The sequence below is a fragment of the Fibrella rubiginis genome (genome assembly GCF_017353185.1).
GTDB lineage: Bacteria > Bacteroidota > Bacteroidia > Cytophagales > Spirosomataceae > Fibrella > Fibrella rubiginis.
This window is the reverse complement of record NZ_JAFMYV010000003.1, coordinates 156,337-169,568: the sequence shown is the minus strand read 5'-3', so window position 1 is coordinate 169,568 and position 13,232 is coordinate 156,337. Positions and strand designations below refer to the sequence as shown.

Annotated in this window: 13 protein-coding genes; 6 read left to right on the top strand and 7 right to left on the bottom strand. The window is 49.2% G+C overall.

The features are described 5' to 3' along the window. Positions 1-7 precede the first annotated feature (7 nt). The 4 genes from nhaA (at position 8) to J2I47_RS07540 (ending at position 5,081) form a co-directional block, all read left to right on the top strand. Entirely contained in the window at positions 8-1,324 is a 1,317-nt protein-coding gene (gene nhaA, locus J2I47_RS07555) for a Na+/H+ antiporter NhaA (protein WP_207363967.1), read from the top strand. Between the two features lie 85 nt (positions 1,325-1,409). Then, a complete protein-coding gene (locus J2I47_RS07550) occupies positions 1,410-2,042 on the top strand; it encodes a DedA family protein (RefSeq protein WP_207363966.1) in 633 nt (210 codons plus the stop codon). Positions 2,043-2,112: 70 nt separating this feature from the next. Beyond that, a complete protein-coding gene (locus tag J2I47_RS07545) occupies positions 2,113-2,439 on the top strand; it encodes a DMT family transporter (protein WP_207363965.1) in 327 nt (108 codons plus the stop codon). Between the two features lie 203 nt (positions 2,440-2,642). Continuing rightward, positions 2,643-5,081: a DUF4062 domain-containing protein gene (locus J2I47_RS07540; RefSeq protein ID WP_207363964.1), complete on the top strand. Its 2,439-nt coding sequence runs from the start codon at positions 2,643-2,645 to the stop codon at positions 5,079-5,081. Between the two features lie 497 nt (positions 5,082-5,578). On the opposite strand, the gene J2I47_RS07535 is transcribed toward J2I47_RS07540, so the two are convergent. The 7 genes from J2I47_RS07535 to J2I47_RS07505 all read right to left on the bottom strand — a co-directional run bounded on the left by J2I47_RS07535 (position 5,579) and on the right by J2I47_RS07505 (position 11,903). Continuing rightward, complete coding sequence (locus J2I47_RS07535) at positions 5,579-6,553, bottom strand: NAD(P)H-quinone oxidoreductase (protein WP_207363963.1); 975 nt, start codon at positions 6,551-6,553, stop codon at positions 5,579-5,581. 292 nt (positions 6,554-6,845) lie between these two features. Further along, positions 6,846-7,058, bottom strand: coding sequence for a hypothetical protein (locus J2I47_RS07530; protein ID WP_207363962.1), 213 nt, complete (start codon positions 7,056-7,058; stop codon positions 6,846-6,848). 67 nt (positions 7,059-7,125) lie between these two features. Then, complete coding sequence (locus tag J2I47_RS07525; protein WP_207363961.1) at positions 7,126-7,428, bottom strand: phosphoribosylpyrophosphate synthetase; 303 nt, start codon at positions 7,426-7,428, stop codon at positions 7,126-7,128. A gap of 68 nt (positions 7,429-7,496) precedes the next feature. After that, positions 7,497-9,326: a hypothetical protein gene (locus J2I47_RS07520; protein WP_207363960.1), complete on the bottom strand. Its 1,830-nt coding sequence runs from the start codon at positions 9,324-9,326 to the stop codon at positions 7,497-7,499. Positions 9,327-9,350: 24 nt separating this feature from the next. After that, the gene (locus tag J2I47_RS07515; RefSeq protein ID WP_207363959.1) at positions 9,351-10,124 is read right to left on the bottom strand and encodes a glucose 1-dehydrogenase; all 774 of its coding nucleotides are present in this window, start codon (positions 10,122-10,124) and stop codon (positions 9,351-9,353) included. Between the two features lie 21 nt (positions 10,125-10,145). Continuing rightward, complete coding sequence (locus tag J2I47_RS07510) at positions 10,146-10,508, bottom strand: META domain-containing protein (protein WP_207363958.1); 363 nt, start codon at positions 10,506-10,508, stop codon at positions 10,146-10,148. Positions 10,509-10,643: 135 nt separating this feature from the next. After that, positions 10,644-11,903 (bottom strand): serine hydrolase domain-containing protein, encoded by a 1,260-nt coding sequence (locus J2I47_RS07505; RefSeq protein ID WP_229374383.1) that lies wholly within the window; start codon positions 11,901-11,903, stop codon positions 10,644-10,646. A gap of 302 nt (positions 11,904-12,205) precedes the next feature. On the opposite strand from J2I47_RS07505, the gene J2I47_RS07500 reads away from it, so the two are divergent. Continuing rightward, complete coding sequence (locus tag J2I47_RS07500; protein WP_207363956.1) at positions 12,206-12,739, top strand: metal-dependent hydrolase; 534 nt, start codon at positions 12,206-12,208, stop codon at positions 12,737-12,739. Beyond that, positions 12,666-13,223: a hypothetical protein gene (locus J2I47_RS07495; protein WP_207363955.1), complete on the top strand. Its 558-nt coding sequence runs from the start codon at positions 12,666-12,668 to the stop codon at positions 13,221-13,223. Before J2I47_RS07500 ends, J2I47_RS07495 begins: the two co-directional genes overlap by 74 nt. Positions 13,224-13,232 lie beyond the last annotated feature (9 nt).

Sequence of the window (13,232 nt, the reverse complement as noted above, 5' to 3'; positions counted from 1 at the left end):
CAACCTTATGACTATAAGCAGCACCTTCAGGCAATTAACTAAGCCGCTGATTCAACCCTTTTCCGAGTTTTTCAGACTCGAAGCGGCCAGTGGTATCGTCTTGCTGCTTAGCAGCTTGTTAGCACTGGTCTTAGCCAATACTTCGGTTGGCATCGCCCGGTATTTTCCACAGATATGGGACAGCGTTTTGGCCGTTTCCGTGGGTGGCATACAGCTTACCAAAAGCCTGTCGCACTGGGTCAACGACGGGCTAATGGTCTTGTTCTTTCTGATTGTTGGCCTGGAGATTAAGCGAGAAATTTTGGAGGGTGAGCTGGCATCCGTCAAGCAGGCTACGTTGCCCCTGGTGGCCGCATTGGGTGGGATGCTACTACCAGCGGCCCTGTTTTGGGTGATTAACCGCAACGCCTCTACGGCCAATGGGTGGGGCATTCCGATGGCCACCGACATTGCCTTTGCCCTGGCCATCGTCACGCTCTTGGGCGACCGGGTACCGTTGGCCCTCAAGGTATTCTTAACGGCCCTCGCTATTGTGGATGACTTGGGCGCGGTCCTGGTCATTGCTTTCTTTTATACGCCGGTGATCGACAGCCGCTATCTGCTCAGTGCGGGTGGGTTATGGCTGTTGCTGCTCCTGCTGAACCGGCTGGGGGTACGTGCGCTGGGCCTCTACCTAGTGCTAGGTGTCGTGCTCTGGTATCTGACGCTGAAGTCGGGCGTACATGCCACGCTGGCGGGTGTGTTGCTAGCCATCGCTGTCCCTTTCCGCACCCGCCTGACTGACTCGGATACGGTGCAAGCGCAACTGGGTGTGATGCAGCAGCGGATTCAAGACAAAACCGTAGTGCCCCGTGATCTGAGTGAGGAATTGGAGGAGCTTACCGAACAGATCAGCTCACCCGCTCAACGGCTTGAACATCGCCTGCATGAAGCCGTCGCTTTTTTGATTATTCCGCTGTTTGCCTTTTGCAATACCAGTCTGCTCATTGATTTGAGCTTGCTAGGTCAACTCACCGATCCGTTGGCAGTTGGCATCATGGTGGGGCTGTTACTGGGCAAACCCATCGGCATTGTGCTGCTGAGCTATGTAGCGGTGCGGTTAGGGTGGGCTAGCTTACCGACGGGGGTTAGCTGGCGACAACTGATTGGCGTGGGTACGTTGGCCGGAATAGGCTTTACCATGTCAATTTTTGTTACCCTTCTGGCCTTCGAGGGGCAACCTATCCTACAGAACGAAGCGAAGATCGCGATCTTGGTCTCCTCCTTGCTGGCAGGTGTGTTAGGTTACGCCTTGTTGCGTAAGAGCGCCCCCCAAACGGTCTGACGGCTGATCTGGGAACGACGGACGGAGGCTACTATGCAGTGCAGACCGGATGCTCGTCTGCCTGTTGTTTTTTGAACTCAACGCTATGAACACAGACTTGATTCTTATTATTCTGGGCCTAAACACGGCTTGGATTGAGTGGGGAGGCACGACCTTGATTGCTGCCTTAGTTTTTATCGAGACAGGCTTTCTGCTGGGGCTGATTGTGCCGGGTGGCGAAACCCTGCTGTTTACGGCGGGGTTGCTGACGGGCGTAGGTACGTTGCATGTACCGGTTTTGGCACTCATTGGTATGCTGATCGTAGCCGCAATAGCCGGGGATTTGACGGGATTCTGGATTGGCCGACGAGTGGGTAACCGGCTCCGCCACCAGCCCGATACGTTCCTCTTTAAACGACGTGATCTGGAACAGTCCGACACGTACTACCGGAAACACCCGAAGCAGGCCTTGTTGATTGGTCGCTTCCTGCCCATCATTCGTACCTTCAACCCCCTATTAGCTGCTAGCAGTGGTATGCCGTGGCCTCGTTTTTTGCTATTGACCGCTACGGGCTGCGTTGCCTACATCACCACCTTAGTGTTAGCCGGTTATTGGCTTGGGCAGCAGTTTCCACAAGTCGGTCAGTACGTAGAATACATCTTCTTGGGCGTTGTGCTACTGGTGATGGGTACGTTGGTGTATAAGCGATTTCGCCGGACCGATGCTACACGCCAATAAGCAAGTTATCTGCGTTTCGCTTAGGACTTGAAGCGATCACACACCTTACAAACACCGATTTTCCTTACGTATGAACTGGCTTTTGGTCCTTATTGCAGGTCTTTTTGAGGTGGGTTTTGCCGCCTGTCTAGGCAAGATGAAAGAGAGTAGTGGATCAGCCGCAATAGGTTGGTTGCTCGGCTTCTTTGGCTGTCTTAGTATCAGTATGTACTTGCTCTACCGGGCCACTCAAACGTTGCCTATTGGTACAGCCTACGCCGTCTGGACAGGCGTGGGGGTAGTTGGTACGGTCTTGGTTGGTATTCTGTTTTTTCGCGAACCGGCTGACTTCTGGCGTATCTTTTTTATTGTAACACTGATTGGTTCAATCATTGGTCTCAAAATGGTCTCGCATTAACGAATAGTAATTGAATTGAGCAGTAAGACATAGCAGTGTGGCGTTCTCATCATCGCGTTCTTTTCATGCTTGACAGATTCACATTTGTGTCCCAAATCTGACTTATTGATCCGTGCTGTTGATTTTTGGACAAGTTGTACCTTACGTGGTACCTTGCCTCTATAAATATATTACAAACAGTATAGGCGTTTGCCCTTCATTGCGTGGAAGATAGACATCAATTCAGACAACGAGCCGTGTTAAGCATATTTATTGCATCACCCGGTGACCTACAAGAAGAGCGAAGACAAACCCGACAAGTGGTTGATCGGCTAAATCGTCATTTAGCCCGTAATCTCGGTGTAACTATTGAGCTGATAGGTTGGGAAGATACGTTACCCGGTACCGGTCGGCCTCAAGAAATAATCAATAAAGATCTGGTTGGCTGCGACTTGCTAATTGGATTGTTATGGAAACGGTGGGGAACCCAGAGTGGTAAATATTCATCAGGTTTTGAAGAGGAGTTCGAGCTTGCTTTAGATCTTAAAGCAAAAGGTCAAATGAAGGACATATGGTTGTTTTTCAAAAATATGCCTATCGAAACTTTAGCCGATCCTGGTGAGCAAGCTAGACAAGTCCTCGAATTCAGAAAACAGGTTGAAACAAAGCGTGAGGTCTTATATCAGACATTTGAGAATGAAATGACTTGGGAGCGTCAATTAACAGATGCGTTAACTGATTATTTGAGCATTCATTTTGTACATAATGTCATCACTCCAGAATTAGGTGCTGAAACAATGGTTGTTGATGACGCGCCTGATGGAATTTTAGAAGCTGAAACCTCTGTCCAAACTGTACTAAATGGTCTTTCCACAAACACACACGAAAAGCTTTCTAAACTGAGTATCGCCCGCGCTCATTTAGCGGTTCAATCTCTTTATTACGATTCTGAACCCGGTTACAAAACGCAGCTATTCCAAAGCCACGATCTTCAATATATTTACCAAAATAGGTCTCGTATTAGCCTAAAGCTGTTTGAAAAACTGGCTGTCTTTCGTGCGCTTCTTACCGATACAGATGACACTAAAGCAGGTTGGTTCTGGCAAGCCATAGCACCCGATAAGCTTCCTGATTTGTTGGTTAACCTTATCCAAAACGATACGCTCGATGAAGTAAAACTGGTGTCCTTACAGATACTAAACTTAGTCGACTCTTCTCTCTTTGATGAACAGGCTAGAGCCTTAATCATTAATGAAGCAGCTACAATAAAGCAAGAGGTTTTTGAGTTGCTATCAGATCAATTTACGCAGGCTGATATTGATTTGTTATACTCGCTTCTCTCGATTGAAGACATACGAAAAAGAGAGGTTCAAGCAACACTAATTCGGACACTGACTAAAGCTGACCCCGATGCAGCTATAAACTTTTATTTAACCTTGACTCCGTCTGAACGTAGGTATTCAGAAGATGAATTAGATGGAGCTATTAGCAGGGCTTCTATTGAAAAAGTACAAACCCTAATCGAAGAAGGAGAAGACGCAATTCGGTTTAAAGCACTTGAGGTTCGCCGAAAGTCTTTGAAAATGGATTTTCTACTAAATCTTCTCAGAAGAAACGATTATGAGTTATCTATCCTTGCCACATTCGAACTGGTTAGCAGAGGCTACCCCATCCAGAACGATGATTTGGAAAAACTACTAATTCGGCCAGCCAAACCATCTGTAGGTACCCGTCCAAGCTATTTATATGGGTATTTCACCCCTTCCAACGTTTCTTTACCAAGTTGGCAGATGTTACATTCGTCAATAGACGAAGATGCACTTCGGTTGGCTGTTTATCAAGGAATGAGCCAAGAAGAGCTTGAAAAAGGGGTTGATTGGCAAACAAACGGAGCACTTTATTATTTAGCTTTAATAAAAAAATACTACGCAGACTATAGAGATATCTTGCGAGATGACCTAACTAGTCGTTTCGCTCGTCTACGGGGAGTAGAAGTAGAGCGACTTACCACTCTGTTTGGACCAGAAAGCGACTTTGTTAATAAAGCAAAGAAAGATACGTTCGTTTTAGGCAGCTTTATGAGAAGTGCTGTGAATCTATTAGTAGCTCATTATCAACCTGATGATCTTCCCCTAGTTCGGAATCTATTGGCAAGTCCTGATGGTGGTATTTATACAAATGAAATAAGCACTAGCCTTCTATCTTTAATCAAGCAAGATGGAACGCTGGCCGACGTGGAGTTAGTTAATCGGTTTATTACTGATTCAACTAGTGACACTCGTTGGGCTGCTGTTGATACATTATTAAAAATTGATCCAGCTCATCAAGTAGATTATATCCTCAAATTCATCACCTCAGAACACACTGATTTGAGACGAAACGTATTAGCATTCGCTTTGAACCACTCAATTAATTTGCCACGTGAAGCAGTCGTCAACCTGTTGTATAACAGTGAAGATTCCGTTCGACAAAGTGCCCTATACTACGTATCCCAACGGTATACACCTCAAGAACAAGAGCAAATCCTCGATCAATATCCTCAGTCGCCGGGATTCAATTTTTACTACTATAATGTAATTACCTGGCTGGACCGTTTGCTGTATGCACCACAGCCCATTAAACAGTACTACTCTCAAGCACTGAAGCATAGGGTTGTCGCTTAGTCAAGTGGGTACGCTCGCATTATGTGAGGCACTGGGGTAACATGGAGCCTGAGCCACAACTCCCAATCCGAAGGTGACAGATGTTCATGCAAGTAATTATCCAGAGATGGTTTTTTCACACACGTTCCCTCATCTGTTTGATTCTGTCGGTATGTTTTGATCTGGATGATGATGCGACCAAGTGAAGTTAACTCACAATCACGCTGTTCTAAAATCATGGCTTTTGTGGTGAAAAGGTTGTAGGATCAATACTTACCAAGATCCGAACGATGAGCAATTTTGGCAACGAATGCATTTATAATCAACCAGTTAAGCTTTGCCTTATCCATAACTCACGTTAATCTTAGTTCACTGACACCGTTTAACAGGAATTAGACTCTTATCCTTAAAGTACTCAATTTATGAAATCTCTTTCCCTTACATTAACCTTATTGGTCGCGCTGATTTTTATGAATCCGAACTTTTGTTGGATATTATTAAATTCCTATAGTAGTAACCTATTCCATTGTTAAAAGAATCTTTCCAATATGATCACTGCTTTCCATTAACCGGTGCGCATCGGCAGCTTCTGCTAGCGGAAATGTTTTAAAAATTATCGGATAAATTTTTTTGGAATCGAACATGGGCCAAATGTTTTTTTCTACTTCCTGTGCGATCTGGGTTTTCACTTCAGCAGGTTGGGGTTTTAGGAAACTTCCTGTGATGGTGAGGCTCTTGCCCATGACCGTTAAGATGTTAATAGTAGACTCAACATTTTGCATTCCATTAATAAAAATGAGACGTCCATTCTTATTGAATATAGCGAGATTCTTTAGGGTGTAATCACCACCGATCATATCGAGAATTACGTCGATTTTTTTGTTTTTCCACACTTCTTCGAAAGCCTGATCTTTGTAGTTGATGACATGATCAACACTCATCTTTCTTGAGAATTCGGCCTTTTCTGCTGATCCCACAGTCGTATAGGTTTCACAACCCCAAGCTTTTGCCATTTGCAGTCCCATTGTTCCGATGCCGCTGGTTCCGCCATGAATGAGCAATTTTTCGCCGGGTTGCAGTTTACCCAGTATAAAAACATTAAACCAAACTGTAAAAACGGTTTCCACAATGCCGGCTGCATCTTCCAGACTCATTCCATCCGGGATGCGAAGACAGTGCGAACTATCCACCGCAACATACTCTGCATAACCGCCGTCGGGGATGAGGGAACAAACCTTGTCGCCGACTTTTTTTTCTTCGACCTCCAAACCAATTTCTTCGATGACGCCTGAAACTTCCAGCCCGGGAATTAAAGTTTGTAACGAACCTTTACCATAAGTTTCAATATTTTCACGGGTAATCACATCGCTGCGATTGATGCCTGCCGCTACTACTTTGATAAGAACCTGGTTTTTCTGTAGAATGGGTTTTGGCGTTTCCTGAAGTTCTAATACTTCCGGCCCGCCGGACCTGGTGATATGTATTGCTTTCATTTTATATTTTGTTCGTTAATATCCGATGAAAAATAAAAGAGGTTGGAGCAAGCGCAATCGTCGTTTTTTTAAAGTTAAGAAATAAACAAAGTAATGAGGCGTAAGATTACAAATTTCATCGGACAGCTATTGTCAGGTCAACTGACAATCAGGGCAAACGCCTTCGACTTCTACTACCACAATGTAATTACTTGGTTGGACCGCTTACTGTATGCACCACAGCCCATTAGGCAATATTACACCCAGGCATTGAAGCGAAGGGTTATTGTTTAGTCAACTAGGTACGCTCGCTTTACATGTTGTAAGCGTCGGGAGTAACATGGAGCTTGAGCCATAACTTCCAGTCCGAAGCCGACAGGTGTTCATGCAGGTAGTTATCCAAAGCTGGTTCTTTGACACACGCTTCCTTGCCTATGTGAGTCTGTCGGTACGTCTTGATCTGGATAATGATGCGACCGAGAGAAGTTAACTCACAATCCCGCTGATTTAAAATCATGGCTTTCATGGTCAAGAGGTTACAGGTTCGATACGTACTAAGGTCCGAACGCTGAGCAACTTTCGCAACGAAAGTCTTATCTAACTGTGAGCTTTTGTAGCATCTCGTCGGTTACGGCCTCGCTGGAGATGCCGTATCCGTTTACCAGCAACCCTTTTAACCCATAACGCTCCGAAGAGATGGCATATAGAATAGCCATATCCGCCGGGTCGCTTGGCCCTTCAAAGCGGTAAAAGCTATCCACCGCAAAATCATCCGCCAACAGTTTGTACTGACCGTGGCGGCATTCAAGGCATTGTTGCAATAGATTGAAATCGTCTACGTAGCCTTGCTTACGTAGGTCGTTCATCGTGCCGGATAGTGTGATCGAAGAATCCATAGAGGTACGGGGCTATTTAGAGTGAATTTTGCTACTTATTAGTTTGACGAACAGTAAGTTAATCGCCTTTAAAAGGTTAGGTCAATCTCTACGGTAGCCATGCTGCTGTTGTTTCGATTTGGCGTAAACTGGCGTGAGTACGTAAAACTTAACGGCCTCAAAATCATGTAGGGGATGCTCAACCACTTCGACATGTTCTTGCGGGCTGAAAGCAGTAAGGGAAACAACTCCACCCGGGCCGTTGGGCTAAAAACCGCTTGCAGCTTGCCATCGTACCAGATGCCGCCACCTTCCACGTACACGTTCAGGCCCATGTAGCGGTCGTTGGTAACCCAGATATCCGCTTTATGGTAAACGCCTACCTGCCACTGCGTCAACCGCTCAGACACCGTGAGCTTCTCATCCGGCGCGTTCCTGACCAAACGATAGCCGCGCGCTAACGAAGTTGTCATACCGAACCAGCGATCAACGCTTCCCCGCTTGCGGTAATAATCTCGGTACGTGTAGGTGAACGGGCTAAAAAAGTACCGTGCACCGAGCATCACATAAGGATTGGTATCAGCTTGCCTGGTAGGGCTGAGGGCACCCACATATACCTTAGCGGAATTAGCAACCCGCCGAATGATGTGCTGCCGAAAATACGGCAATTGATTCAATTGCTTCAGACTATCCGGCAAGACGTACCGACTCAGGTCCGAGCCAAACGGAACGGGTATGAGCGTCAACGCTGCGAAGCGGGTCACGTAAAACTGCTCGATCTGCCGGGCTTCGTCGGATTCACGCCCATGAAAGGTGGCCAGGTCAGGGGGGAGCGACTGTAGCAGCGTAACCTGCCCATCCGCTTTCGATTGGGCAAAGGCGGTCCATACCTCATATACCGACTGTGTAACGGCCCGAATCACGTGGTCATACTTAAGCGTGATCGTCGGGTCAGTGATGCGGGAATAAGCTTGGTCTTCCCGCCAGTTTTGGTCGGATGCGTTCAGGTGGTCATCGCCGTGGGCTGTCCACGTTTCTCCCGCCAGATTCATCACCTTTAGGCCCGTTCGGTTAAAGAAATCGTGCATAGCCTTATTGTTCGTGGCACTGCTGATGAAGGAACGCCGAACCATCAAGTGCCCCGCAGCGCAGGCGTCCTCAATAAAATGATCGGCATAGGCATTGAACAGCAACGCGTAATAGAACAGGCTACGGGCTTCCGCTACGTTGTTGAGCCGCGCCGATGCCCCGGCCTGCTGAGCCAGATGAATGGCCAGAGCGTGCAGGGTAACATACGCTTCGAGTGCATTCGATTTGTTGAGGTGCGCAAACACGCGTTCCACTTCAGACGGGTGCTGAAGGGACTCAACCAGCGATTTTTTGACCCCACTCAGGTGATACGTTAAGCCACGACCGTAGGCGTAGAAATGCAAAAAATGGATAATGGCGAAGAACCCATACGTGTGATCGAGCTGGAAGAGTTGCTTGTTCGGGGCATTGGTATAAAAGCGGTTGCCGTACTCGTTTTGAAGCTGAACGGCCCGGTTTGTAGCGGAGTATCTGTACCGCAGCCCGTCTTGAAGCTGCAACGGATTCTCTGAGTGATCGCCCGACAGTGCATTCAGTTCACCGTAGCTGATTTGGTTTGGTGAGTGAGACAGGTCCGGGAAGTACCAGTTTCCCGACTTGGAGTCGAAGGCCATTTGGCCGTATTGAGTCAGCCAGCTACTCAACGTAAGCGAGTCTGCTACGCCGTTAGCGATGGCCCGACGGAACGCCGCGGTGAACGCCGCATTGCCGATGTCTTTATGCTCCTGGTAATTATAGGCGTGTAATGCTTCGCCGTTCAACAGCACCGCGAACCAAGCCAACGCCCAACGGTAGCGCAACTGACCAGTTAATGGGGTGCCTGACCGCATGAGCTTTGGAGGTTGATGGGTACGTTAATCCAGCGTTTGCTCGCCCCCGCCATTGACAAACAGCACCTGCCCGCTGACCCAAGCCGAAACCGGAGCGGCGAAGTAAAGCACAGCTCCGGCGATGTCGTTGGCTTCACCCAGTCGGGCTAAGGGCGTGTGGGCTAGCATCCGCTTCTCAATGTCCGGGGTCAACACGGTTTCCAGCGCGTGGGTACGAATGGCACCCGGCCCGATGGCATTAATACGGATGTCAGGGCCATAATCAAAGGCAAGGTTGCGGGTCATATGATTGATGGCCGCCTTAGACGACGCGTAGGCACTGATAGCCGGGCTTGTGTTGACGGAAGCCATCGACGACATGTTGATGATGCTACCGTACTCCGCCGCCTTCATGTGGGGAGCCACCAACTGGCATAACCGCCACATACTGAAGACGTTCATCTCGAAGACGCGAGCAAACTGCGCCACGTCAATCTGAGAGGGGCTTTCCTTACCGGCACCACCACCACCTACATTGTTGACCAGGATATGAAGCTGACCAAACTCAGCTAACGTCTTCTCAACAAGCTCAACCAGGGCTTCGTCTTTTGTTACGTCGCAACGCAAGGCAATTGCTTTTTTCCCGCCCTGGTTGATTTCGTCGGCCACAGCCTGTGCATCGTCCAGTTTATAGTCGGAGACAACCACTTTGGCTCCAAATGCCGCCAGCATGAGGCAGCTTGCCTTACCAATCCCATTGCCACCGCCCGTAATAATGGCCGTCTTGCCGGTTAGGTCAAATAGTTTCGACGCATCCATACGCTATATCCCTGGTTTAGATTAAAAATAGACCGCCTTAAACATGGCCAGCGGGGCGCGGCGGCCAACGTTGAGTTGCAACGTGTCGCCGTTGATCGTGTAATTATTGGCCAGATTGAATACCTCCAAGACCTCCTGCTCGTTGACCGCTACGTCAGGGCAGGCTTTCATCGTGGTGGCTAAGCCCAGGAAACGGATGCGATTGCCCGTTGCGAGCTGGTATTTACCGCTAAACTGGTTGCAGCCTGAAAAGCCCGTTACCAAGCTGTCGGCGGTTTTCAGGATGAAATGAATTTCCCGATCCTGGTTTTTGGCCATCGTAACCTCTTTGCCTTCCAACCGGATCATCTTCCAGTACTTTTCGGTGATCGTGTTACTGTCCATCGTCGGTGTGGTTTGGCCAGTCTGGTTCGTTGCGCCATCTCTTTTAGCTTTCACCTTGCTAGAATGACAACCCAACATGGTACATGCAATCAGAAGAGGGATTATGCTTTTGGAATTTATCATAACGTGGTCACTCTATTTGTTACTCGTCTTCATTAAGTAGTTGGCCACCGCTTCGTAGGCGGGTAGTGAATACGGATCGTTAGCACCGTTGGCCGCTACAGGGTGCGAAGCCAGCCGCACAATGACCATCTCGGCCACGGGGTCGATGTAGATAGTCTGCCCGTGAACGCCTCGCGCGGCAAACGCTCCGTGTGCATTATGGGTGATCCACCACATATTCCGGTAAGACCATCCCTTGAGGTCAGGGTAACCCGATTTGGCAAAGTCCTCCCGGCTACCGCCCTTTTGAATGTCGTCAATAGCCGCAGCCGGAATTAGTTGTTGACCTTGGTAGTTACCCCGATTACGAATCAACTCGCCAAAACGGGCCAGATCGCGCAGCCCGGCGTTGAAGCCGCCCCCGGCAAAGGGCGTACCCAGCGCATCGACCTGACAATAGCCCGCTTGTTCCATACCGAGCTTGCTCCAGATTCGGTCCGATAACAAATCGACTACTGACTTGCCCGACGTGCGGGCCACCAGCCAGCCCAATGCGTCGGCGTTGACGGTTTTGTACCCGAAAGCCTCGCCATGTTTCCCTTGCTTCTTTACCGTTTGCAAATAGGCGTAGTAGCCGACAGGTTCTTTATAGCCGTCCGGCTTAAATGGGTTGCCAGCCGAAGAGAATTGCCACACTTCAGCCTTCGGATCTGCGTAGTCTTCGCTGAACTTCAGAGCTGTGGTCATGTCCATCACCTGCCGAACGGTGGCGTCGCCGAAGGCCGAGTTCTTTAATTCTGGCAAATAGTCAGTAACACGCTTGGTCTCATCCAACTTACCTTCAGCAACCAGCATGGCGGCCAACGTACCCGTCAGGGATTTAGTCACCGACATCACCGCGTGCTGTCGAGTGGAGGTTAGTGCCCCGAAATACCGTTCATATACCACCCGCCCCCGGTGCAGGATCAGCATACCGTCGGTGTAGTTTTTCTCTAGCGAGGCGGCCCAGCTCATCGGTTTGCTGACGTTCAAAGGCTGGAACGTTACCTTGTCGATGGCGGGGTCAAGGGCGGTTTGCAAGGTGGAGGGTGCTCCCAGTCCCGGCGATACGTCAACGGTGGGTAGAAATTCGCGCATATGCACGACGCTGTAGCGCAGGGCCGGAAACTGGATAAACGAACCGTCGGCTACGCTGAGCACTTTGTCTTTGGGGGGCGGAAAACCCTGCATCCAGCCCATCTTTACTGGATCACTCGCTTGAGCGGACAGGTAGTTGTCAGTTGTTTGTGCCATCGTATGAGTAGGCAATAGGCTTACGCCTAACACGGCCAAGCTGATAACGCTGGTCGGTAGCTTTTGGAGGTTGGTCATCGCTTTAGGAGCTAATCTGGCTAACCGATAGGATTTAAAAACTAAACTCTTTTCATATGGAAAAGTTAGAACTTGCAGGAAATCAGCAACATCTGTTGATGCTTACTAATGTTGTTGCTTCGTAAAAGCGGTTTGGTTTTAGCATTATGAGTCTGTTTCATCCTAGACAAATTGCTCTTAATTAATTCACCGCATCGAGTCTAATCCGGCAACACCTTTATACGATGGACTCATTGACGCACGCCACCTTGGGTGCTTGCCTGGGTAGCCTGATGCTGGGCAAACCGCTGGGCAAGCAAGCACTGCTATGGGGAGCCGTCGCCCAAAACCTGCCCGACATTGACGGTGTGGCCAATCTGTGGCTCCCTACGGCAGAAGGGCTGCTGGCTCACCGGGGGCTGACGCATTCGCTACCGCTTGGCCTGGTAGCCGCTACGGGTTTGGCATCGCTTGCCCGTCGTTGGTTTCGTGGGACCGGCGTTCCCTATTGGCAGTGGCTTCTCTTCTTGGGGGTACAGATCGGCGTTCACGACCTGCTCGATACGACCAATGCGTATGGGACCGGGTTACTGGAACCCTTTTGTCACAAGCGATTCTCCATGCATCTGTTGTACGTGATTGACCCCCTGTTCACGCTCCCTCTACTAATTAGTACGTTGGTTATGGTGGTACGTAGTCGCCGGTATGTTCAGGGTCGAACGTGGGCCATCGGGGGGGGTAGGCTGTGCTGTCTTATATGTGGCGGGGGCTTTTGTTAGCAAGGTCATTGCCAGTCAGGGTATTCAGCGATCTTTGGTAGCCGCCCGCATTGCCGAAACGCAAGCGTTCTGTACCCCCACGCCCTTCAATAGCCTGCTATGGTACGTTGTAGCTAAAGATGGATTGGGGTACCACGTGGGGTATCGGTCCGTTTTTGAAAAGCCGCATCAACGCACGGAGTTTACCTTCTTTTCACAACGGAAGTCGCTATTGACAAGAGGTATTCCATCGGCAGAGGTAGATCGGCTGGTTCAGTTTGCGGATGGTTATTATGTCGTCGAGCCTACTGGGCACGGACTAGCCATCGACGTGCTCCGGTTTGGGCAGGTAGGGGGCTGGCAACAGCCCCGTGCCCCGTTTGTCTTCCGCTACCAGTTGAATGACGAAACAGCTAACCGCTTAGTTGTGCAGCGGGGGCGTTTCGAGGGTTGGACCCGCCCAACCACCATCGCGTACATCAAACGTATTGTTAACCAACCATAAACCCAATAA

Excerpts from the sequence above, each read along its gene's own strand:
- J2I47_RS07520 (WP_207363960.1), bottom strand. The coding sequence starts at position 9,326 with ATGCGGTCAGGCACCCCATTAACTGGTCAGTTGCGCTACCGTTGGGCG.
- nhaA (WP_207363967.1), top strand. The coding sequence starts at position 8 with ATGACTATAAGCAGCACCTTCAGGCAATTAACTAAGCCGCTGATTCAA.
- J2I47_RS07550 (WP_207363966.1), top strand. The coding sequence starts at position 1,410 with ATGAACACAGACTTGATTCTTATTATTCTGGGCCTAAACACGGCTTGG.
- J2I47_RS07505 (WP_229374383.1), bottom strand. The coding sequence starts at position 11,903 with ATGGCACAAACAACTGACAACTACCTGTCCGCTCAAGCGAGTGATCCA.
- J2I47_RS07530 (WP_207363962.1), bottom strand. The coding sequence starts at position 7,058 with ATGAAAGCCATGATTTTAAATCAGCGGGATTGTGAGTTAACTTCTCTC.
- J2I47_RS07510 (WP_207363958.1), bottom strand. The coding sequence starts at position 10,508 with ATGGACAGTAACACGATCACCGAAAAGTACTGGAAGATGATCCGGTTG.
- J2I47_RS07535 (WP_207363963.1), bottom strand. The coding sequence starts at position 6,553 with ATGAAAGCAATACATATCACCAGGTCCGGCGGGCCGGAAGTATTAGAA.
- J2I47_RS07500 (WP_207363956.1), top strand. The coding sequence starts at position 12,206 with ATGGACTCATTGACGCACGCCACCTTGGGTGCTTGCCTGGGTAGCCTG.
- J2I47_RS07495 (WP_207363955.1), top strand. The coding sequence starts at position 12,666 with ATGTTCAGGGTCGAACGTGGGCCATCGGGGGGGGTAGGCTGTGCTGTC.
- J2I47_RS07515 (WP_207363959.1), bottom strand. The coding sequence starts at position 10,124 with ATGGATGCGTCGAAACTATTTGACCTAACCGGCAAGACGGCCATTATT.
- J2I47_RS07545 (WP_207363965.1), top strand. The coding sequence starts at position 2,113 with ATGAACTGGCTTTTGGTCCTTATTGCAGGTCTTTTTGAGGTGGGTTTT.
- J2I47_RS07525 (WP_207363961.1), bottom strand. The coding sequence starts at position 7,428 with ATGGATTCTTCGATCACACTATCCGGCACGATGAACGACCTACGTAAG.